This is a genomic window from Nocardia sp. CA-107356 (genome assembly GCF_050946365.1).
Taxonomy (GTDB): Bacteria; Actinomycetota; Actinomycetes; order Mycobacteriales; family Mycobacteriaceae; genus Nocardia.
On record NZ_CP191992.1, the window covers coordinates 8,605,020 to 8,626,123 of the forward strand.

At 65.2% G+C, this 21,104-nt stretch carries 14 protein-coding genes and 1 pseudogene; 8 read left to right on the forward strand and 7 right to left on the reverse strand.

The genetic code is table 11. The features are described 5' to 3' along the window. The first annotated feature begins 10 nt into the window (after positions 1-10). From modA to ACQP1G_RS38810, 4 genes are all read left to right on the forward strand, one after another. The gene (gene modA, locus ACQP1G_RS38795; protein WP_433194650.1) at positions 11-790 is read left to right on the forward strand and encodes a molybdate ABC transporter substrate-binding protein; all 780 of its coding nucleotides are present in this window, start codon (positions 11-13) and stop codon (positions 788-790) included. Further along, complete coding sequence (gene modB / locus ACQP1G_RS38800) at positions 787-1,602, forward strand: molybdate ABC transporter permease subunit (protein ID WP_433194651.1); 816 nt, start codon at positions 787-789, stop codon at positions 1,600-1,602. The genes modA and modB overlap by 4 nt, the downstream gene beginning before the upstream one ends. After that, positions 1,599-2,648, forward strand: a complete 1,050-nt coding sequence (locus tag ACQP1G_RS38805) for an ABC transporter ATP-binding protein (protein ID WP_433194652.1) — start codon at positions 1,599-1,601, stop codon at positions 2,646-2,648. The genes modB and ACQP1G_RS38805 overlap by 4 nt, the downstream gene beginning before the upstream one ends. Positions 2,649-2,759: 111 nt before the next feature. After that, positions 2,760-2,969, forward strand: a complete 210-nt coding sequence (locus tag ACQP1G_RS38810; protein WP_433194653.1) for a TOBE domain-containing protein — start codon at positions 2,760-2,762, stop codon at positions 2,967-2,969. Positions 2,970-3,123: 154 nt separating this feature from the next. Here ACQP1G_RS38810 and ACQP1G_RS38815 read toward each other — a convergent pair whose 3' ends face one another. After that, a complete protein-coding gene (locus tag ACQP1G_RS38815; protein WP_433194654.1) occupies positions 3,124-4,278 on the reverse strand; it encodes a serine hydrolase domain-containing protein in 1,155 nt (384 codons plus the stop codon). Positions 4,279-4,663: 385 nt separating this feature from the next. On the opposite strand from ACQP1G_RS38815, the gene ACQP1G_RS38820 reads away from it, so the two are divergent. Beyond that, positions 4,664-5,686 carry an NADP-dependent oxidoreductase gene (locus ACQP1G_RS38820; protein WP_433194655.1) on the forward strand — a complete coding sequence of 341 codons (1,023 nt, stop codon included), beginning with the start codon at positions 4,664-4,666 and terminating at the stop codon, positions 5,684-5,686. Between the two features lie 316 nt (positions 5,687-6,002). On the opposite strand, the gene ACQP1G_RS38825 is transcribed toward ACQP1G_RS38820, so the two are convergent. Continuing rightward, entirely contained in the window at positions 6,003-6,767 is a 765-nt protein-coding gene (locus tag ACQP1G_RS38825) for a hypothetical protein (protein ID WP_433194656.1), read from the reverse strand. Between the two features lie 890 nt (positions 6,768-7,657). Here ACQP1G_RS38825 and ACQP1G_RS38830 point away from each other — a divergent pair. Both ACQP1G_RS38830 and ACQP1G_RS38835 read left to right on the forward strand, forming a co-directional pair. After that, entirely contained in the window at positions 7,658-9,253 is a 1,596-nt protein-coding gene (locus tag ACQP1G_RS38830) for an ABC transporter ATP-binding protein (RefSeq protein ID WP_433194657.1), read from the forward strand. Beyond that, positions 9,250-11,004, forward strand: coding sequence for an ABC transporter ATP-binding protein (locus ACQP1G_RS38835; protein WP_433194658.1), 1,755 nt, complete (start codon positions 9,250-9,252; stop codon positions 11,002-11,004). The genes ACQP1G_RS38830 and ACQP1G_RS38835 overlap by 4 nt, the downstream gene beginning before the upstream one ends. Before the next feature lie 366 nt (positions 11,005-11,370). Here ACQP1G_RS38835 and ACQP1G_RS38840 read toward each other — a convergent pair whose 3' ends face one another. After that, entirely contained in the window at positions 11,371-12,243 is an 873-nt protein-coding gene (locus tag ACQP1G_RS38840) for a hypothetical protein (protein ID WP_433194659.1), read from the reverse strand. A 2,859-nt stretch (positions 12,244-15,102) separates the two neighbouring features. Here ACQP1G_RS38840 and ACQP1G_RS38845 point away from each other — a divergent pair. After that, a complete protein-coding gene (locus ACQP1G_RS38845; RefSeq protein WP_433194660.1) occupies positions 15,103-17,547 on the forward strand; it encodes a hypothetical protein in 2,445 nt (814 codons plus the stop codon). A gap of 36 nt (positions 17,548-17,583) precedes the next feature. On the opposite strand, the gene ACQP1G_RS38850 is transcribed toward ACQP1G_RS38845, so the two are convergent. The 4 genes and pseudogenes from ACQP1G_RS38850 to ACQP1G_RS38865 form a co-directional block, all read right to left on the reverse strand. After that, on the reverse strand, positions 17,584-17,805 hold the full coding sequence (locus tag ACQP1G_RS38850; protein ID WP_433194661.1) for a hypothetical protein: 222 nt from the start codon (positions 17,803-17,805) through the stop codon (positions 17,584-17,586). A gap of 191 nt (positions 17,806-17,996) precedes the next feature. Beyond that, a complete protein-coding gene (locus tag ACQP1G_RS38855) occupies positions 17,997-19,553 on the reverse strand; it encodes an amino acid permease (RefSeq protein WP_433194662.1) in 1,557 nt (518 codons plus the stop codon). 141 nt (positions 19,554-19,694) lie between these two features. Continuing rightward, positions 19,695-20,441, reverse strand: a pseudogene (locus ACQP1G_RS38860) (alpha-hydroxy acid oxidase); the annotation flags it as partial. 177 nt (positions 20,442-20,618) lie between these two features. Further along, positions 20,619-21,095: a MerR family transcriptional regulator gene (locus ACQP1G_RS38865; RefSeq protein WP_433194663.1), complete on the reverse strand. Its 477-nt coding sequence runs from the start codon at positions 21,093-21,095 to the stop codon at positions 20,619-20,621. Positions 21,096-21,104: the final 9 nt, after the last annotated feature.

The following is a 21,104-nucleotide window of genomic DNA, read 5'->3' on the forward strand; positions in this document are numbered from 1 at the left end:
GAGGATGAGGATGATTCGTTCGCTGAGTGCGCTCGCCCTGACCGGGGCCGTCGCGTTGACGCTGGTCGGCTGTGGATCGGACAAATCGTCCGATCCAGCCCCCACTGACAAGATCTCCGGCACAGTGACGGTGTTCGCGGCGGCATCGCTGACCGAGACGTTCACCGAACTCGGCAAGCAGTTCGAAGCGGCGCACCCCGGCACAAAGGTCGTCTACAGCTTCGGCGCGAGTTCGGCGCTGGCCGAGCAGATCAAGCAGGGCGCACCGGTCGACGTGTTCGCCTCGGCGGCTCCGAAGAATATGCAGCAGGTCGTCGACGCAGGTGATATCACCGCCAAGCCGGTGACATTCGTGCGCAACCGGCTCGAGATCGCGGTCCCCAAGGGCAACCCCGGTCACATCACCGGACTCGCCGATTTCGGCAAGACCGAACCGAAGATCGCGCTGTGCGCCGAGCAGGTGCCGTGTGGTGCGGCTGCCAAGACGGTATTCGAGGTCGCCGGTGTCAGCCCGCAGCCCGATACCCGGGAAGCCGACGTGAAAGCGGTGCTGACGAAGGTCACCCTCGGCGAGGTGGATGCCGCGCTGGTCTACCGCACCGATGTGAAGGCCGCGGGTGCCAAGGTAGAGGGCATCGACTTCCCCGAGGCGGACAAGGCGATCAACGACTACCCGGTCGCGCCGCTGGCCAAGGCCCCCAACTCCGCGGCCGCCGCGGCGTTCGTCGAGTTCATCCGGTCCGACCGAGCCCACACCGTGTTCACCGAGGCGGGATTCGACAACCCGTGACCTCGACGTCGGCGCGACGGCGGACAGCACGCGGGCGGCGACCGCTCGTTCTCGTGCTGCCCGCCGTCTGCGGTTTGGCGTTCCTGTTATTGCCGCTGGCCGGACTCCTGCTGCGTGCGCCGTGGCGCGGCATGCCCGACCGGTTGTTCAGCGCCGAAGTCGGTCGGGCACTGCGGCTGTCGCTGGTGTGCGCCAGCTCGGCAACCGTCGTCTGCCTGGTCCTCGGCATTCCCCTGGCATGGCTGCTCGCCCGCGGCGAGATACCCGGACTCGGATTCGTGCGAGCGCTGGTAACCGTCCCGCTGGTGCTGCCGCCGGTCGTCGGCGGTGTCGCACTGCTGCTGGTCTTGGGCAGGCGCGGAATCATCGGCCGTTATCTGTATGAATGGTTCGGCGTCTCACTGCCTTTCACCACCGCCGGGGTCGTCGTCGCCGAGGCATTCGTGGCGATGCCGTTCCTGGTCATCTCTGTCGAAGGTGCACTGCGCGGAGCCGACCCACGCTACGAAGAGGCCGCCGCCACCCTCGGCGCATCGCGCTGGCTGACCTTCCGCCGCGTCATCCTGCCCTCGGTGATGCCGGGCGTAATCGCGGGCGCGGTGCTGTGCTGGGCCCGCGCGCTCGGCGAGTTCGGTGCCACCATCACCTTTGCCGGCAACTTCCCCGGCAAGACGACGACCATGCCGCTGGCGGTATACCTCGCATTGGAAACCGATCCCGAGGACGCGATCGTGCTCAGCCTGGTTTTGCTCACCGTGTCGGTGGTCGTACTCGCGGCGCTGCGGGACCGGTGGACGCGCGGTGCGATATGACCCTGAATGCCGAAATACGCGTTACCCGAGGAACATTCGACCTCGATGTGACTGTCACCGTGGCAGCCGGGGAAGTTGTCGCACTACTCGGCCCCAACGGGGCAGGTAAAACCACCGCGTTGCGGGCGCTGGCCGGGCTGACACCGCTCACCGGTGGCAGCATCCGGCTCGACGAAAACACCTGGGACGCACCGCCGAAGTTGTTCACCCCGGCCGAGCGTCGGGCTGTCGGCGTGGTATTCCAGGACTACCTGCTGTTCGCGCATATGTCCGCCCAGGACAACGTCGCCTTCGGACTGCGCGCTCGCGGACAGCACCGCCGCTCGGCCCGCGACCGCGCCGCATACTGGCTCGACCGGGTCGGCCTCGCCGAGCACCGACACGCGAAACCGCGCGCGCTGTCCGGCGGCCAAGCTCAACGCGTCGCCCTGGCCCGCGCACTGGCGACCGACCCGCAACTGCTGCTGCTCGACGAACCGCTCGCCGCACTCGACGCCAGCACCCGTCTGCAGGTTCGCTCCGACCTCGCCCACCACCTCGCCGACTACGCCGGGCACACCGTGCTGGTCACCCACGACCCGCTCGACGCCATGGTGCTCGCCGACCGCCTCGTCATCCTCGAAAACGGCGTCATCATCCAACAAGGACCCCCCAGCGAGGTCGCCCGCAGACCACGTTCCGACTACGTCGCAAACCTGGTGGGTCTCAACCTCTATCGCGGCACAGCCCACGGCAATGCCGTCGACCTCGACGACGGCGGATCACTCACCATTGCCGAACCGGCCCAGGGTGCGGTCCACGTCGCATTCCCGCCCAACGCAGTGAGCCTGCACCCCGAACAACCGACGGGCAGCCCACGAAACACCTGGCCGGTCACCATAGTCGGGCTCGAACAGCACGCCCACACCACCCGAGTCCGCCTCGACGGCAGCCCGACCGTCCTCGCCGACGTCACCCCCGCAACCGTCGCCGATTTACCTCTGCAGACCGGCGCGCCGTTATGGGCCGCGGTCAAGGCCACCGAAATCCATACCTACCCGGCGTGATGCGGTGCGGCTGCCGCGTCGTGTCAGGCGCCCCGTCACGGAATCGCCGCAGGTCCCGGCATCCGCCGGGCATCCCACCCATTCGGCGCACCGCTGCATAGACTGGCCGCCATGCGACTGAGCACCCGCAATCAACTCGACGGCACCGTCATCTCGGTCACCCGCGGTGAAGCGATGGCCGTCGTACGAATCCGACTGACCGGCGGTGATGAAATCACCTCCTCGATCACCCGCGACGCGGTCGACGACCTCGACCTCGCCGATGGTGTCCGCGTCAAAGTCCTCATCAAAGCAACCGAAGTCACCCTCGGTATCGAATAGGCCGTGTCCGGCGGCGCAGCCCAGGCACGGGACTCGGGGACCTCCTGTGACGCAGCGCATCGCATGCAGCCCGGCCTTCAGATCCATTCACTGATGCACACCGAGGGTTCGTCATGGTGGCATCGAAGCTCGCATCCGGGAACGCGCACCGTGATCAGGATGTCGCGCAGACCGCCGTGTCGAACACATGCTGCAGGGCGGCGTCGGAGGCCGAGTCGGCGGGGCGTTGGTTGGCCAGGACCGTCACCGCGCGTCCGTCGGCGGTGACACCGGCGTAGGTCCTGAAGCCGGGGATCGAGCCGCCGTGGCCCCATACCTGTTTGCCGCACGGTACCGAGAGTCGGGCCAGACCGAGTGCGTAGTCGATCCCGGCCGCGCGGTTGGTGAGCGGCATCGGATCGCGCTGCATCTGCGCCAATTGGGCGGGCTGCAACAGCTTTCCGGAAAGCAGAGCGGTGAAGAAGCGGTTCAGCTCACGGCCGGTGGAGACCATCGCACCGGCCGCGCCCGCCCATGAAGTGTCGAAGCGCGTGACCTCGGCGCGCTGACCGTCGACGACCTCGTAGCTCAGCGGGTGTGGGTCGCGCAGGTCGATCTCGCCCGCTGCGGGAACGTAGGTGGCCGACAGCCCGAGCGGTTCGATGATCCGGCGTTGGACCTCCTCCGCGAAAGGGTGGCCGGTAACCCGCTCCACCAGCATCCCGACGATCAGATAGTTGGTATTGCTGTATTCGGCCTTCTCCCCTGGTGTGAAGTGCCCGGGCCCGGAGGCCAGCGCGCTGCGCACCAATTCGGCGGGGTTGAACCGCTGATCCCGCATCACCTCGTAGTCGCCGTCCAGCTCCGGCAGCTCCAGATACTCCGGCAGTCCACTGGTGTGCTGCATGAGATTTCGCACGGTGATCCGATTGCCGTCGATACCGTCTCCCCGCACCACACCGGGCAGATATCGCTCCACCGGTGCATCCAGCTCCACTGTGCCCGCCGCCACCAACTGCATCAGCACCGTCGCGACGAAAACCTTGGTATTACTGCCGATCCGAACCCGGGCATCCTCGGGAAAACCCGCTGCGGTCGCGATATTCCCCACCCCCGCGGTAGCGGTCCAATCCTGCCCTCGCTCGGTCACGACCACCTGCACACCCGGCGTCCCCGCGGCGACCGCCGCATCCACTGCCTGCCGCACCTCGGTTCGGCCGCTGTCCGAAAGCGGCTGCGGCGCAGCCGAGGCGCAAGCGGTCAGGGCGGCGGCCATCCCCACCGCCATCCCGCCGATCATCATCCGCCGAATCTGCCGTATCGAAGTCATACCAGCAGGCTCACACGCACCCACCGCCCCGCACATCGTCCCCAAGTCCCATCCGCACCCCGAGAGTTTCCTGACCTCCGGCCCACCGCTGCCCGGGTTCGAGTCGCGTCGCAGGACACCGGGCGTGGACGACGAGACGCGATACGGCGGTTGCGTACACAGTCGGCTGTCGTTTGCTGCCCCGTTCAGGGACCACCATGTTGCCAGTCGTGGCCCGCCAACGGGATAGCAGATGATCAGCAGGGAGAACTTGTTCCAGATCCGATATGCGGACCGATCATGGCGATGCCGCCCACGACCGCGCGATAGTAGCCGATTTCCGTGCGTATCGGTCACGGTGGAAAACGGTTCGAAGACTGCGATGTGTGTGATTTAGCATCGCCGGGTGGCGGATACGGTGAACCGGCAGTGGATTTTGCGGAAGCGGCCCGAGGGGGCGTTGCGGGATGGGGATTTCGAGCTCAGGAGCGTTCCGGTTCCGGTTCCGGGTCCGGGGGAAGCCTTGGTCAGGGTGCATCGGCTGGGTATTGATCCCACGCAACGTGGTTGGCTCAACGATGCGGACAACTACATCGATGCGGTCCCGGTCGGCACGGTGATGCGGGGTAGCGGGGTGGGGCAGGTGGTGCGCTCGAACACTGCGAGCTATCCGGTGGGCAGCTGGGTCGCCGGTATGGTCGGCTGGCAGGATTATGCCGTCGCGTCCGAAGGTGGATTGTTCGGGCTGAACGTGGTGCCCGACGGGGTAGCACCCACGATGATGCTGAGCCTGTTCGGAGCGCCCGGCTTGACCGCGTACTTCGGCATGACGGATATCGGCCGGCCCGAGCCCGGCCAGACGGTGCTGGTGTCGGCTGCGGCCGGTGTGACCGGATCGATTGCGGGACAGATAGCGAAAACCTTGGGCTGCACTGTCATCGGCACCGCAGGCGGTCCGGACAAGTGCACCTGGATCACTGATCGTGCGGGCCTGCATGACGCCATCGATTACAAACGTGATGACATCGACGCCTGTTTGACCCGCCTGGCCCCGGACGGTGTCGACGTCTTCTTCGACGGTGTCGGCGGCCGCGTTCTAGAGCATGGTCTGGCGCACCTGGCGCCCGGCGCTCGTGTTGTTCTGGCCGGTGCAATCTCTTCCGGGTATCAGGGTGCGGATGCACAGTGCGGGCCGCGGAACTACATGCAGCTGGCCATGCGCCGGGCACGCATGGAAGGGTTCATCTTTCTCGACTACCTCGGCCGTTTTCCGGAGGCGTTCGCGGCGTTGCGCGACTGGCACGACCGGGGCAAGCTCACCATCACCGAAACCGTAAGCAGCGGCTTGGAATCCGCACCGAGTGCACTGCGCGCTGTCTTCGAGGGCGGCAATCTCGGTAAGCAGTTGGTCGACATCGTGGAGTCCTGAAACCCACCGACCACCAAGGGCTGCCGGAGATGCAGGCCGTATGAAAGGTCAACCGGATGGCACGGTCTGACTGTTCGCTCACGCCGCTTCCCGGGCGGTGCGGATCGGGCAGCGCGGGCCAGCGGACGATCGACCCCTCCGAGGTCATCTCGGACTGCAGCCTCGACCTTCCGGCGTCGCACCAGAATGCCGAATGCCGTATACGCGGTGTGGTATCAGATCCGGAAGCCTTCACGAAGTTCCACGCCTGGATGGATGATGACGTCGTGCCGGACGTCGTGCGACTCCTGCATCGTGCTTCGCGAAGACCTCGGGGCTAGTTCGGAGGCCGATGGGACAGAGCCTGGGTAGCGATCGACGTAGCGGCTTGGCAGGCCTGCCCGGGTTCGGTCTGGTTTGGGAGGATGACCTGGGTGTAGAGCAGTTCGCTGAACGCCTCGCCGGTATCGGAACGATGTCGGCCGGGCCATGTGTTCCAGTGCTTTGTCGGCGTGGTGATTACACATCGGCCGGGCCCGCTCGTGTTGCTGATGTCCCACACCCGTGCCGGAAATCCGTTGACGGTGGAGCGTTTACCCATGAAGAGGTTCGGGTCGTTGATCATGACCGACACCATCGCTCCGGGAGGCGTGTCGGAACCGTCATTGGCGCGCCACTGACAGTCTTGTTCGGCAGGTGTGGATTTGTTGGTGAGGCCGGTCAGATTCAATGTGGTCTCGACCTGCTGCAGGGATATCGAGCCGCACAGGTCGTATCCGTGCAGTGAGTCGCTCGGATAGGCGATGCGCGTATACGCCCCACTCTTCATGGTCGCGACGATGGCATCGACCGCATGATCTCGTGCCGGGCACGGATCGACATCGGTGAGTCGCTGACCATTTCGGTCGGCGCTCGCGTGCAACAGAACTCCCTCGCCGTCGGCCAGACGAACCGTCGCGTCACACCAGGCGCCGTTCTGGGATGTGCCTTTGGTGATGTGTATCGGCCCGCGGTCGGTCGACACCGCATCCGATGAGGCGAGGTCGGCCGTGTGGGCGCCGAGGATCGTCCAGACAGCTATGCGTCCCTGATCCTCGCCCACCCGGGGCAGGCTGAGGTTGCACCTCACGAAGTCGGCCGGTTCGATTGTTATTGCGGCATCGACGGTCTTCAGATCGGCGAAGGCGTCTGGTGCGATGAATCCGCAGGGATCCAAGGTCGTTATATCTCCGATCGGTGGCACTGATGCCGAGGAATCGGTGCCACAACCCGCGCCCTGACAGGCGAGGAAAAGCAATGCGGCGATAGACCCAATGGTCCCCCCGATCCGTCGATGATGGATCACGACCCCTCCGAACACCCTAGTGACGCCAAGCGATTGGAACCCCCGGCGCCCAGCCTAGCGCTTCCGTTGAATGTCGGACTCGGCAGGCTGACCCAGGATTTTCCTGAGATCTCGCCTGTGCCCGGCCACCCTGTAGGCCGCGCTCCTGACGAGCGTTGGGGAAGACATCCTGCCGCTTATCGAGCTCTATGCCGCATGTCAGTCGTTTGGGAGCGCCCAGACGATCGGCTCATCAGCAGCCGAGAACCGGCCGCCAACAATAACTGGAACCGCCACCTATAGCTGGTCGTCGCACCACCTGTGACTCGCAGCGGTAGTTGGCCATGTCCGGCGCGAGTGTCGCTGGCGGTGGCGTTTTGAACTGCGGTAGTTGGCCAGAGTGCGAAGGGCGGAAACACCGAGAATCCCGCCGGGCGACGATTTCGGCTATAGCTGACGAATTGATGAAATGTCTTGTGTCGGAGTAGTTGTGGTGGCGGCTTGGGAACGTCGGTGTATCGCAAGGGGGGCTTCACTATCGTGGGCGTGTGGTCTTCCCCGATGCCCCCGGCCCACGTGAGCGGTCGAGTCCTGGTCGATTCCTGTTGTGGTTAGTGGTCGGTCAACGACGCCGGGTCGCGCTCGGGGCGACGTTGGGGAGTGTATGGATGGTGACCCTTGCGGTGCCGCCGTATTTGTTGTCTCGCGCGATCGATGATGGCCTGGCCACCAACGACCTCGATTCTCTTACCGGTTGGGTGGTGGCGTTGTTCGGTATCGGGGTTGTCAACGCGGCTCTGGGCATCGCACGTCATCGAACTATGACGAAAATACGGATGGAGGCGGCTTTTCGGACGGTATCGGCGACCGTTGAGCATTGTGTCCGCCTGGGCGCCGGTCTTTCTCGTCGAACGACCGCGGGAGAGGTGGTGGCGATCGGCACCGGCGACGTTCAGGTGATCGCACAGGCGCTGACCGTTACCGGCCCCGGGTTCGGTGCCGCGGTCGCCTACATCGTTGTCTCTGTGGTGCTGTTTTCCATCTCACCGCTGCTCGCGGTGGTAGTGGCGGCGGGCGTGCCGTTGCTGGCGCTGACCATTGGGCCGTTACTGCATCGGATCGAGCGGACCGGTGCCGGATATCGCGAGCGGCAGGGCGCATTGACCACTCGGCTGGTGGATGTGCTGAATGGGCTCCGGGTACTGAACGCCCTCGGCGGCAAACCTGTGTATGCCGCTCGCTATCAACGTGATTCGCATGATCTCGTGGCACAGGGATACCGCGTCGGAGTGGCCGCGAGCTGGGTCGACGCACTGTCCAAGGGGCTGCCGGCGGCCTTCCTCGCGATCGTCACGTGGCTGGGTGCCCGAATGGTGGCCGAGGGGTCGATCAGTGTCGGCGGTCTGGTCGCGGTGTATGGGTACACCGCGATGCTGGTCGTTCCGGTGGAGTCCCTCATCGAGGGTGCAGGTGATCTTGCCCGCGCTCGGGTTGCTGCCGGGCGAGTGACACAGTTGCTGTCGCTGTCACCGGAACAGCCCGCCGACCGCGACCCGGTGGACGCTCCTACGGCGCCGTCGATTCTGCGAGATCCTGCCTCCGGCGTCGAATTGCTGCCCGGTCTATCGACCGCGATCGTCAGCAACCGCCCGGCGCAGAGTGCAGCGATCATCGATCGGCTCGGCGGGTTCACCACATCGGACGTCACGTGGGATGGCATCGGCTTGGACGTCATTTCCACCCACCAGCTCAGACAGCGAATCCTGGTCGCGGACAACGACGCCTACCTATTCACCGGCAGCGTCCGAGATGTTGTCTGTGGCCGCCACGAGGCCGAGGACGATCGACTACACCGAGCACTGCACATCGCGGTGGCCTTGGACATCGTGGACGCGCTGCCCGATAGTCTGGCCGCGACGATCGATCCCCGAGGTGACAATCTGTCCGGTGGGCAACGCCAACGGCTCCGGCTTGCTCGCGCTGTCTACGCCGATCCCGAAGTATTACTGGCAGTCGAACCGACATCGGCCGTGGATGCTCACACCGAGGCCACGATTGCGAACCGGTTGCATGCCGCGCGACGCGGGCGAACAACGGCGGTAACCACGACCTCCCCGCTCATGTTGGCTCACGCGGACACTGTGTTCTACCTGGTCGAGGGCATCGCCGTGGCAACAGGCACACACCACGAGCTACTGGCGACCGAGCCCGGCTACCGCACCCTGGTAACGCGTGGCGACGCCGAGGAGCACGCACACCCATGACGACCCTGCTCCCTGTCGCAGGCGCTGCCCAGATCCGGCACGCCGCAATGAACGAGATCCGCACGGACAAACGGGCATTCGCTGCTGTGCTGGTGCTCAACGCGCTCGCAGTGGGCGCCGGCCTGGTCGGTCCCTGGTTGCTCGGCAAGATCGTGGACGCTGTCGGCAAGTCACCGATGCGCGCGGAGGTCGGCACCGTCGACCGGCTGGCCTTGGTCATCCTCGTCTGTACGGTTGCTCACATCGCACTCACCCGATGCGCCCGATACGTGGGCTACCGTTTCGGCGAGCGCACCGCAGCTCGTATTCGAGAACGATTCCTCGGTCGTGTCCTCGCGTTGCCCGCGGCAGTGGCCGAACGTACCTCCGGCGGTGACCTGATCGCTCGGGGCACCACTGACGCGCCCACCGTCGCCTCCGCTCTGCGGACTGCGGCGCCAGATGTTCTCGTCGCTATCATCCAGGCCGCCTTCATTATCAGCGCAGTGGTGGTCCTCAACCCTGTCCTTGGGTTATCGAGTCTGAGCTGTCTGCTCGTCGCCACCGTCGCCGTGCGATGGTATTTACACCGATCCCGCGCTGCGTATCTGACCGCAGCGGCCAGCGGTTCCCAGCTGGCCGAGATCATGGCGACCAGCGTGGCCGGAGCGCGGACGATCGAGGCTCTCGTCCTGACCGAAATGCATCATGCGGCAACCACTTCCGCGATCGACACCGCTCGCAGCACCCGATTGGCGACCTTGCGACTGCGCACAGTACTGTTCCCGGCTTTGGATGTTTCGTATGTGCTACCGCTGGTTGCCGTGCTGCTGATCGGCGGTGTGCTGCACAACCACGACGCCGTCAGCCTCGGCACCGTAATCGCCGCGGCCATGTACGTGCGACAACTGACCGGGCCGCTGGACACGGTCATGCTGTGGGTCGACGGGGTGCAGAGCGCAATCGCCTCATACGCAAGATTGGAAGGACTCTCGTCCACACCCACAGCGCGCCCGGCCACCTCGGCGGAGCCGACGGACAATCGGATCCACATCGTCGATGTGAGCTACGCCTACGACCGCGGCCACGATGTGCTGGATGGCGTCGAGCTCGAAATCAGACCTGGGGAGCGCCTCGCCGTCGTCGGCACATCCGGTGCAGGCAAGTCCACCCTCGCCAGGCTCCTCGCGGGGATCGACACACCGCGGACCGGCGCGATACACCTTGGCGGCGTACCGATCTCGGGACTGGACCCGGACCGGCTACGCCACCATGTAGCCCTGGTCACCCAAGAACAGCATGTATTCCACGACACCGTCCGCGGAAATCTACTCATCGCCAGGCCGGACGCCACCGACGCTCAGGTACGCACCGCACTCGCCGCCGTCGGTGCCGATTGGATCGACGATCTGGCAGACGGCCTCGACACCCACCTGGACGGCAAGGAATGCCGCCTCGATGCTCAACAGGCGCAACAGCTGTCGCTGGCGCGCGTGGTTCTCGCCGACCCGCACACCGTTATTCTCGACGAAGCTACCGCTCAAATGGACCCGACATCGGCGCGAAACACCGAGCGAGCACTTGCCGTTGCGCTCGAAGGGCGCACGGTCATCGCGATCGCCCACCGACTACAGACGGCACACGACGCGGATCGGGTCGCCGTGATGGAAGCCGGTCGGCTCATCGAACTGGGCACACACGACGACTTGATCGCACGCGAGGGCACTTACGCCTCCCTATGGCACTCATGGCACAGTGAAAAGACCGGATAGGCCACCCAATAGCACACGCGACAGTCAGGTTCTGGCTCCATCGAACTCCGACATCACGGTGCTGGCATCGCAAGCGGCAGCCCAACAATCGCCGCTCGTCTGGGCTATGGACCACCCCCGGCAGACGACGACCGAGCGCCACATGATCGCATTATGGGACGTTCGTGCCTGGATGGGTCACGTTTGAGCCGGGAGCGGGTGGATCAACTGGCCGGGGTTGACATCTGGCCAACTATCGCTGCGTCTGGCCAACTATCGCTGCGAGTCACACCACCGCAAGACCGTTCACCGCGTTCGGTGACAAATATCGTGATCACCTGACAGATATGGTGGTCAGTCACATCTGTGGGCAGGGCACGGGCGCGGTCATGCCGAAATGTCGGTGGTCTCGGCTCCCGCCATCTTCACCAGTATGTCGTGCAATACTTTCGCCAACTTTCCAGCACGGTCGCCGTGCAGTGCGACCTCGGTGAACGCATCGAGCAATGCGGGGCCCGGGTCCAGTGGGCTGTACGTGAGATCAGCACTGCCACGCAGAGATTCGGTGATCAACGTGCGCTGTGCTTCCTGGCGCGCGCGGAAGTCGCCCGCGACTTCGAGGGCACAACCGAATTCGCGGACGACAGCCGCGTAAACCGGCCGGTCGGCGGCGCGGCGTTTGCGCAGCCACCTTCGCGGTGGCGCATTCCGGGTGGGCGGGACCAGCGTCGCCAAAGTGGGCCCATGGAGAACCATCCAGATCGCCCGGGGCCCCGATCGCGACGTATTCGAAGAGTGCCCACGCACAGCGCGCGGGGGCTCGATATTGTCCGGATCAGTGATCGCGATGCCGCGCAAGGCAATCGGGTACCTCGTGAGCATGTCATCGATGGCTGCGGCGATCTCCTGAACGGCATAGGTGTCGACGCTCACCACATGGAATCCGGTGATCTCCAGATCATGCCGAGCCGCCATCTCCACGGCGATCGGGTGCGTCGGAGGTTCGTTCGCGACATCCGTCCGAGGTCGCATCACCACATCGGCCGCCGTCGCCCCCAGCGGTACCTCCGCTGGCTCCCGACTGTCGGCCCGCGAACGCGGCATATCCGCAGCGCGGGCAACGGGCTGCGACAGCGCCTCCCGCGGCGCACTGTCGAGGTTCGGACGGGCCGCCTCGGGTTCCGGTGTATCGACCTGTGGACGAACCAACTCTGGCTCAGTGCCATCCCCCAGCAGAGAACCCGCTGCTGATCCCGTCACATCGTCGAGCGGACGAGCCGCTGCTGGTCCAGCGGCGTCGCCACCCCTACGGACCACGGTGCGCTCCCCGGCGGGGGCAAGGGACGGCGACCGGAAAGCTGCTCGCGGTTCGCGGTCGGGGTCCCAGCGAACAGCTTCGGGTCCCGATACATCAACCTGGGGAAGAACCACCCCTGGTCCGGTCATTTCGCTCGGCGGACGAACCGCTCCGGATCCCATGACATCGCCGACCGGACGAACCACCTCCGGTCCAGTAACGCCGCCGCCCACAGGAACCACAGTGGATTCCCCATCGGGGACAAGGGACAGCTCTTGCCGGCCGCCGTCGGGGCCCCGACCGACCGCCTCGGGTCCCGCTACGTCGCCCTGCGGACGAACCACTGCTGGTCCAGTAGCGTCACCACCCACACCGACCACAGTCGACTCTGCAACGGGGACAAAGGATTGCGACGGCAGCGCCTCTCGCTCAACACCGTCAGTGTTCGGACCGACCACCGCGGGTCTCGGTGCATCAATCGGTGAACGAACCGACCGGGGTCCCTCAACATGGCCTAACGGAGAAGCCACTGTGGACCCCGCGACATCGCCCAGCGGGCGACTCGCTGGCGGTCCAGTCGCGTCATCACCCGTGCGGAACACAGTGGGATCCGCAGCGGGAGAGAGTAATTCGGCCTCTCGCGGCAAACGGTCGGGGTCCGCACCGACCACTGCGGGTCCCGATATATCGATCTGCGGACGAACCGACCCGGGTCCGGCGACGTCACCCGGCGGACGAGCCGCTGTGGGTCCAGTCGCGTCGCCACCCGCGTGGATCGCTGTGGGCTCGGGAACGGGGGCAAAGGATTGCGACTGCCGCGCCTCCCGCCGTGCGCTGTCCGGGTGCGCACCGACCGGCTCGGATTCCGCGACATCGCCCAACGCGGGACCACCTGCCGATTCCGCGATATCGCCCAGCGGACGAGCCGCTGCGGGTCCTGTTGCATCATCACCCGCACGGATCACAATGGGATCCGCAGCGGAAGTGAGTGATTCGACCTCTCGCGGTGCACAGTCGAGGTCACTATGGACTGACTCGGTTCCCGATACATCGACCCTTGCGCGCGCCACCTCTGGCACCGCGACATCACCCGGCGGACGTGCCGCTGCCGGTCCAGTCTCGTCGCCATCCGTGCGGATCACTGTGGGTTCCGAAGCGGAGGTGAGGGATCGCGGCGGTAGCGCCTCTAACCGTGCACTGTCGGGGTCGCGATGGACGGCCCCGGGTCCCGGTACATCAGCCGGTGGACGAACCAACCCTGGCCCAGTGACATTGCCCGGCGGACGAGCCACGGCTGGCGCCGCGACATCGCCTACGCGACGAGACACTGCTTGCCCCGCGACATCGCCTACGCGACGAGACACTGCCGGTCCAATAGCTTCGCCGCCCATGCGAACTGCAGTGGGTTCTGAAGCGGGCGCCAGGGGCGGACGACCCACTCCTGATCCCGTCACATCGCCCATCGGACGACCCACTACCGGTATGACGACATCAGGCGCTGGCGGTGCCGCAACGTCGCCCGCTGTGCGGGTCACGGTGGGTGGTGGAGGTGGGGGTTGGATTACCGGTGGCGGTGGAGTTACGAGTGGGTTGGCTTTCTGTGCAACGGGTTCGGGCACTCGGGCGGACACGGTGGACGTTTGCGGGCGCAGTCGGACTGTGCGTTGAGTCCATGGGGTCTCGGATTTTCGACGAGACCATGGGGTCGGCTGTGGCTTGCGGGCGGGGGTAGGGCGCTGAGGTGGGGCGGCTTCGGCGGCGATATCGGTTGCGGCCGGAGCTGGCGGCTCGCTGGGGACGGAGTTCGAGGAAATGACCGAGTTCGGAGAGATGACCGAGTTCGAGGAGATGAGGGAGTTCGCGGAGATGTCGGAATGCGCATCCACGGAATGCGCTTCCGCGGATGCGATGGCGGCCTTCAGGTCGGTGACGGCCCGGGTGGCTTCGACGATGAGGTGTTCCAAGCTTGTGACCATCGCGCGCAGTTCACTGAGGTCGATCCGCGCTCGCTGACTCACCGCGCTCTCCTGCTCGTCATGCCGCGGCCAGGTAGTGCCGGGTGTGCTGACCTGTAACCACGTTCCGATGCCACCGACCCGAAAACGGACAATGGCACACTCAATTTTCACTCAGGGCGCAAAACTCCCGAGATTGGGAAGTCCACGTCTTGCCGATCCGGCGGCCATCACTCCCGGCGCGGACTCGTCGACCATCTCCTCAGCGGGTTGACGCGTTCGAATCGCTGCGGCTGTATCCACGCGCGTAGTTGCTCACCAGGAAGCCTCCACCGAAACCAGACTCGGCACGCACCAGTCGCCCAGCGGTTCCACCGTCATCTACCGCCCCTACCTCATCCACCACCGCGACGACCTGTACCCGAAATCGGAACGACTCAACTCAAATCAATGGCACAACAACACGATTCGTAGCGATGCAGATATCCCCTTCGGCGGGGCGCGCGCCGATGCATGGGCAAAATCTTCGGTTGTATCGAAGCCGTGCTAGCCCCGGCCACCATCACCGCGAACCGGCGGCGGCGATGAGTCACCCGCTACCCCACCGAGGTCCGGGTCTCATGCCAGATCGTTGCAAACGCAAAGTGAACTCCCGCAGTCGAGGTTGAGACGAATTGTCAACGCGTTCTTACTATTTCGCGGTGTGTTGTTCACAGACCGGATGGTGGCCGTTCACGACGCGACGCTAACGTCGAAAGTCGTTGCCGGGGACTGTTGAGCAGCCCTGAGGATCTACCAGCTCCCATACTCGTCTCCTCGTCGTGCCGTCTATCCGCGGCACCGCGGCATACGAATCAGGTTGTGGCGGTGAACAACTGGAAAGCGGAACACTGCGATCCGGTCCTTTGGCAAGTGCCCGCGATGCTGCGGCGCTTTCGGGACCGGTTACTCGCATCACGTCCCCGGCGCTGGGCGACCCGGATCCTGCTCGGTCTCTTCCTGCTGTTCGTCTGCCCCGCCCTGCTGGGTGCGGTGGCCAACGCTGAAACGGGTACCAGGACCACCGGGTCGTCGGTAGGCAGTGCGCTCGGCTGGACACATGTCAAAGATTCGTCGGGGGTCGAACTTTCGAGCTATATGTTCGCCACCGACCACGGCAGTGTGCTGCATCCGGGAAACGCCGCCGTCTCACTCGTACTCGGCCTGGAGTTCGCGGGCTGGAAAATCCTTGTGACAACGGCGATCTGGCTCATCGGGTACGCCCTGAGTTTCCAGTGGCTGAATATCGTCTCGAAACCGTTGGAGGGCGTAGCGCACAGCCTGAGCGGGCAGATCGCGACACCGATCATGTTGGTGACCGCCGCGACGATCGGCGCGTTCTTCGTGGCCTGGTTTGTCACCCGTGGCTTCTACGCCAAGGCGACCATGCAGGTGGTGACGATGGTGGGGGTCGCGATTTTGGGTCCGATATTCCTGGCCGAACCCTTGGCGGATGTGTTGTCCTCGGATGGCTTGCTGGCGCAGGGGCGCGATCTCGGCATCTCCGTCGCGGCGGGGCTCAACGGCAATGGCAACGCCGACCCATCCCACACGGTGGCAACCATGCAGGCCACCCTGACCGATAACTTCGCGCGGCGCCCGCTCCAGGTGTGGAACTACGGGCATGTGGTCGACGAGCAACCAGCGTGTAAGTCGGCATGGTCGGCGGGCATGTCGGCAGGCAGCGAAGACCGTGTGAAGAACGGTATCAACAGCTGCGGGGACCGCGTCGCGAAGGAATCGGTCGACAATCCGAACTTCGAGCAAATCGCGACCGGGCTGTTATTGCTACTGGCCGGAACGGTATTACTCGCCTTCGGGGCCGTGGTCGCGATCAAGGTCATCCGGGCGGCGCTCGACACCATCTACCACGGCCTGATGTCGATCTTCGGCTTCGCCGCGGGCGGCTTCGTATACGGGCCGACGCAGACCTTCCTGGTGCGCAATATTGTCGACGGCGTCATCGCGGCCGCACGGATGACGGCGTTCACCATATTTCTCGGCGTGTACGTCTTGATCCTGGGAGATCTGTTCCGGCTGGCCGGGGACCAGGTCATGGTGGTGTTCGTTGTCGGAGCAATCGTGATGATCATCGCGATCCTGCAGCTCAAGAAGCTCAGCAAGAGCCTGGACAAGGGCAACGAATGGGTCGCGAACCGGTTCGCCCTTGCCATCCAGGGCAGCGGCGGCGGGCGCGGGTCGGGCAGCGGCAGTGCGACGGCACTGGGTATGGGCACCATGGGTGCGGGGCACTCCATGTCGAAAATGTCCATGCTGGCGGCACTCGGTGCAGTCAGTACCGTCAGCAATTCACCGGCGACCGAATGGCTCTGGGGCAGAACCCGATCACCGTTGCGGCCCTTCTCCAGAACGGAGCGGCGGGCGCAGCTGGCCCAGTGGGGATTCTGGGGGTCGCCGGGGGTCGGTGGACCCAAAGGCACCTACGCCCAGGCGTACATGCATCGGCCGTTGTTCGAGATGGCCGCACGGGAGGCCGCCGAGGCGAATGGCGGCATCAACACCGTCCGCGGCGCGGCCGCAGCGATGCAAGCCATTGCGGATGTCGGCGGAAAGTCGACCGATGCATGGGTCGCGATGGACGTTGTCGGATTCGACGACGAGCGAATAAGGTACAACGCCATTCGCTCGTGGGAAATCGTCGATGGCAACACCAAGGACTGGACGCTGGCCAACTCCCATCTCGGCCACGTGGTCGCCGGGGTCCAACGCGTCCAGGACTCGTCGCTTCGCCTGATCGCGGGCAACAGTGACCCCGGAGAAGTCGCGGCGGATCTCGCTACCTTGCAGGCGGCCGCATTCCGGTACAGGCGTTCGGTCCCCGCGGGCGTCACCCTCGACGGCGGCGTCGCGGGCGGGCCGGAGGAGCAACTCGTCAGTGCCTACCTGGCCGCGCCCACGTCGGACGTGGTCCTCGATCTCCAACGAGTGGCCACTGGCGGTGCGGCGACGGGCCCATTGGCCGGTACGGGTTTCGCGAATGACCACCTGGCCGCCCAGCGCATGATGGGAGCGATCGGAAGTAGGCAGGCGGACCTGGTCCTGACCAGCGTCAATGACGTATTGGCCAATCCGACGGACCAACAGTTGCTCCGCGTGGCCCGTGGTCACATCTCCGACACGACCATCACCGACCAAGCATTGAGCGGCGCCAAGCGAACATCGACGAACACACCGACGCCACCGGCGCAGAACAGTCCGCAGCGGCCCGGCTGGGCTCCGGCACTGGCTCCCGTCGGCCAGGTGCTGAATTAGCATTGGGGGCACTGCTATTCGGCGGATGTGGGTCGGTCATTCGGCGCGGTGGGCGAGTTCGGGGAATCTGGCTCGGAGCTGGTCCAGGCAGCGGCGAACCTCGCGCAGCTCACGCTGGGTTCGCTGCGCCTCGGCCGTCGAGCGGGCGACGCCGCGCCTGGTCGTCAGGGGTTGGATGGTGGCGGCCAGCGCTACGGCCTCGTGGCTGAGCAGATCGTAGAACACTCGTGCCTGTGCGATATCGGATTCGTCGGGCACGTACGGCTCCCCGTCACTCCGCTGGCTTCGCCATGCGCCGATGAGTTCGATTGTTGTACACCTTGTTGTTTCCCATAGTTCATGATTGCGACCGTTGAAGCGGCAGTCAATGATGCTGTGGCGGAGCGGTTTCGGTTACGGTCGGCAGTCCGCTCTCCGGCCGCGTGGGCGGTGGACCACTTCGAGTAGGGCTAGGACTTCCCCGCGTCCGGATATCGGGTCGTCGGCTGCTCGACGATCACGATCGGTTCGGTGGCCGGACCCGGGTGTGGGCGTTCGGCGACTACCGGGAACTGGGCAGTGTGGAATTGCCGAATATTCGCAATCCTCAACACCTTTCGACGCGCCAGGAACCAGCCGCCGACGAGCGCCGGGCCTAATCCCACCACCATCGCGACTACCGCGGCGCGCTGGACCATATCGCCGCTGCAAGCCATCAGGATGACTACGGCCGCGAGGAAGATCAGCGTCGCCACGGTCGTATAGGGCGTGCCGGGCAACCGCGAAGCCGGACGCCACGCCAGTCCCAGCCGCCACTGCTGCCACAGGCGCAGGTGACAGAGCAGCACCGCGGTCCACGACACGATGGTGCCGAGCGCCGATACGTTCAACACGATCTCGAATGCCTTGTCCGGCACCACCGCATCGAGACCCACCCCGACCAACGCAATCGCACCGGTGGCAAGAATGCCGACATACGGCACGCCCGAACGCGACATCCGCGCAGCCGCGGCCGGTGCGCTGCCGTTCATCGACATCGAGCGCAGAATCCGGCCGGTCGAGTACAGCCCGGCGTTGAGACTGGAGAAGGCCGCGGTGAGCACGACCAGGTTCATGACCGAACCGGCCGCTGGCACACCGATTCTCGCGAAGAACGTGACGAACGGACTCTCACCGCCACGGAAGAGGGTGTAGGGCAGCAGCAGTCCGAGCAGTACCAGCGAGCCGACGTAGAAGAGCGCAATGCGCGAGATCACGGAGTTGATCGCCCGTGGCATGATCGTCTCCGGACGCTCCGCCTCACCGGCCGCGATGCCCACCAGTTCGACTGCGGCATAGGCGAATACGACACCAGTCATGACGGTGACCAGCGGCACCAGACCGGTCGGGAACAGTCCGCCGTGCTCCTCGATCACGCCCACACCGGTCGGTGCGCCCCGAATCGTGAAGCGGCCAGCGAGGAAAACCGTACCGACAATCAGAAATCCCACCAGCGCAATGACTTTGATCAGCGCGACCCAGAACTCGAGTTCGCCGAACCAGCGCACCGAGATCAGGTTGGTACACACGACAACGATCAGGGCGATGAGCGCGATCACCCACTGCGGGATGACTTCGAACGCTCCCCAGTAGCGGACGTAGGTGGCGATGGCGGTGATATCGACGATCCCGGTCATGCACCAGTGGAAAAAGTAGGTCCACCCGACGGCGAATGCCAACTTCTCCCCGTAGAACTCGCGGGCGTAGGAGACGAACGATCCGGAGGAGGGCCGATGCAGCACCAGTTCGCCGAGCGCGCGCAAGATGAAGAATACGAATACGCCACATACCGCGTACACCAGGAACAATCCGGGACCGGCGCTGGCGAGCCGCCCGCCCGCCCCGAGAAATAGCCCGGTACCGATGACCCCGCCGATGGCGATCATCTGCACCTGACGCGCACGCAGCGATCTGCGGTAGCCGACATCCTCGGCGTGCAGCGCATCGGCGAGCGTCGAGAGTTCTACTGGTCCCCGACCTGCGATCATGACCCAGCCTTCCAGTGCGGGATATCATGTCGCGAAGCAATGTACCGTTATTTAACGGCACATTCAACAACGTTTCGTTTTCAACTTCATTGGGTACTCTAGACCGCCGCCCCTGCGAAATCGATTGCAATCCAAGGAGTCTCAGCCAACCGGTCGATAGCGTTCGAGTAACTGAACGTGCCGTGGTTCGAGTTCGTCGACGCTCCCGACGCCGAGGAGTTTCATGGTTCGGATGATCTGGGCGCGCAGGATGTCGATGGCGCGATCCACACCGGGTTCGCCGCCCGCCATCAGGCCGTAGAGGTAGGCACGGCCGATGAGCGTGAACCGGGCGCCGAGCGCGGCGACTATATCGGCGCCGTGCATGATGCCGGTGTCGAGGTGGATTTCGATATCGGCGCCGACTTCGCGTACCACCGAGGGCAGTAGGTGCAGCGGCACCGGGGCCCGATCCAGTTGGCGTCCACCGTGATTCGACAGCACGATGCCATCGGTGCCGAGCGCGGCCAGGCGTTGGGCGTCCTCGACGGTTTGCACGCCCTTGACCAGGATCCGACTGGGCCAGTGCTGGCGGAGATAGGCCAGATCGTCGAATCCGACGGTCGGGTCGAACATGGCGTCGAGGAGTTCGGCCACCGTGCCCGACCAGCGGTCGAGGGAAGCGAAGGCCAGCGGTTCGGTGGTCAGGAAGTCCCACCACCACGCCGGTTTACGCAGGGCATCGATGGCGCCGCCGAGGGTGATCGATGGCGGCACGGTCATGCCGTTGCGCGCGTCGCGCAGCCGGGCGCCAGCGACCGGGACGTCGACGGTGACGACGAGGGTGTCGAATCCGGCTGCCGCGGTACGTTCGACGAGGGCCAGAGATCGGTCGCGATCGGTCCACATTTGCGTTTACGGGCCATCGCGCGCAGATCCCAAATCGTCTGGGCACGTTCGAGTTTGCGCAGCTTACCGCCGAACGGTCGCTCGAACGCGACCAACGGCGCGAGCTCGCGCGGGCGCGGCAGCCGGCGTGCGGTCATCGCGGGCCTGCCGCGGGCGCGGCCGGGCGCATCCGCGGGATCAACTGCGGCTCGATCCGGACGCGAGGCTGTGCGGTGCCCACAGCTTGTCGGCGTCACCGGCGTCGAGTCGGCCGCGGTAGACGCCGATCTTGTGGTCGATGAGTTCCAGATTGACCTGCAGCTCAGCGATTTTGGCGGCCACGTCGGCGCGGTGGGCCGTCATGAGGGCGAGCCGTTCTTGCTCATTGCCGTGCCCGGCGGCGACCAGCTGGGCGTAGCGCCGGATGGTCTTGATGGGCATGCCGGCGGCCCGCAGTCTGGTGCACACGGTAATCCAGGTCAGATCCACCGGCCGATAACGCCTGCGCCCGCCGTTGGTGCGTTCGACGGAGGTGATGACCAGGCCCGCGCGTTCGTAGTAGCGCAGCGTGTGCGCGCTGACCCCGGTGCGGCGAGCGGCTTCGGCGATGCTCACGCCCACGTCGGGTTCGGAGTGTGCGGACGCGGAGACCGGACTCTGTTCGACTTCGAGCACGCTCTAAAT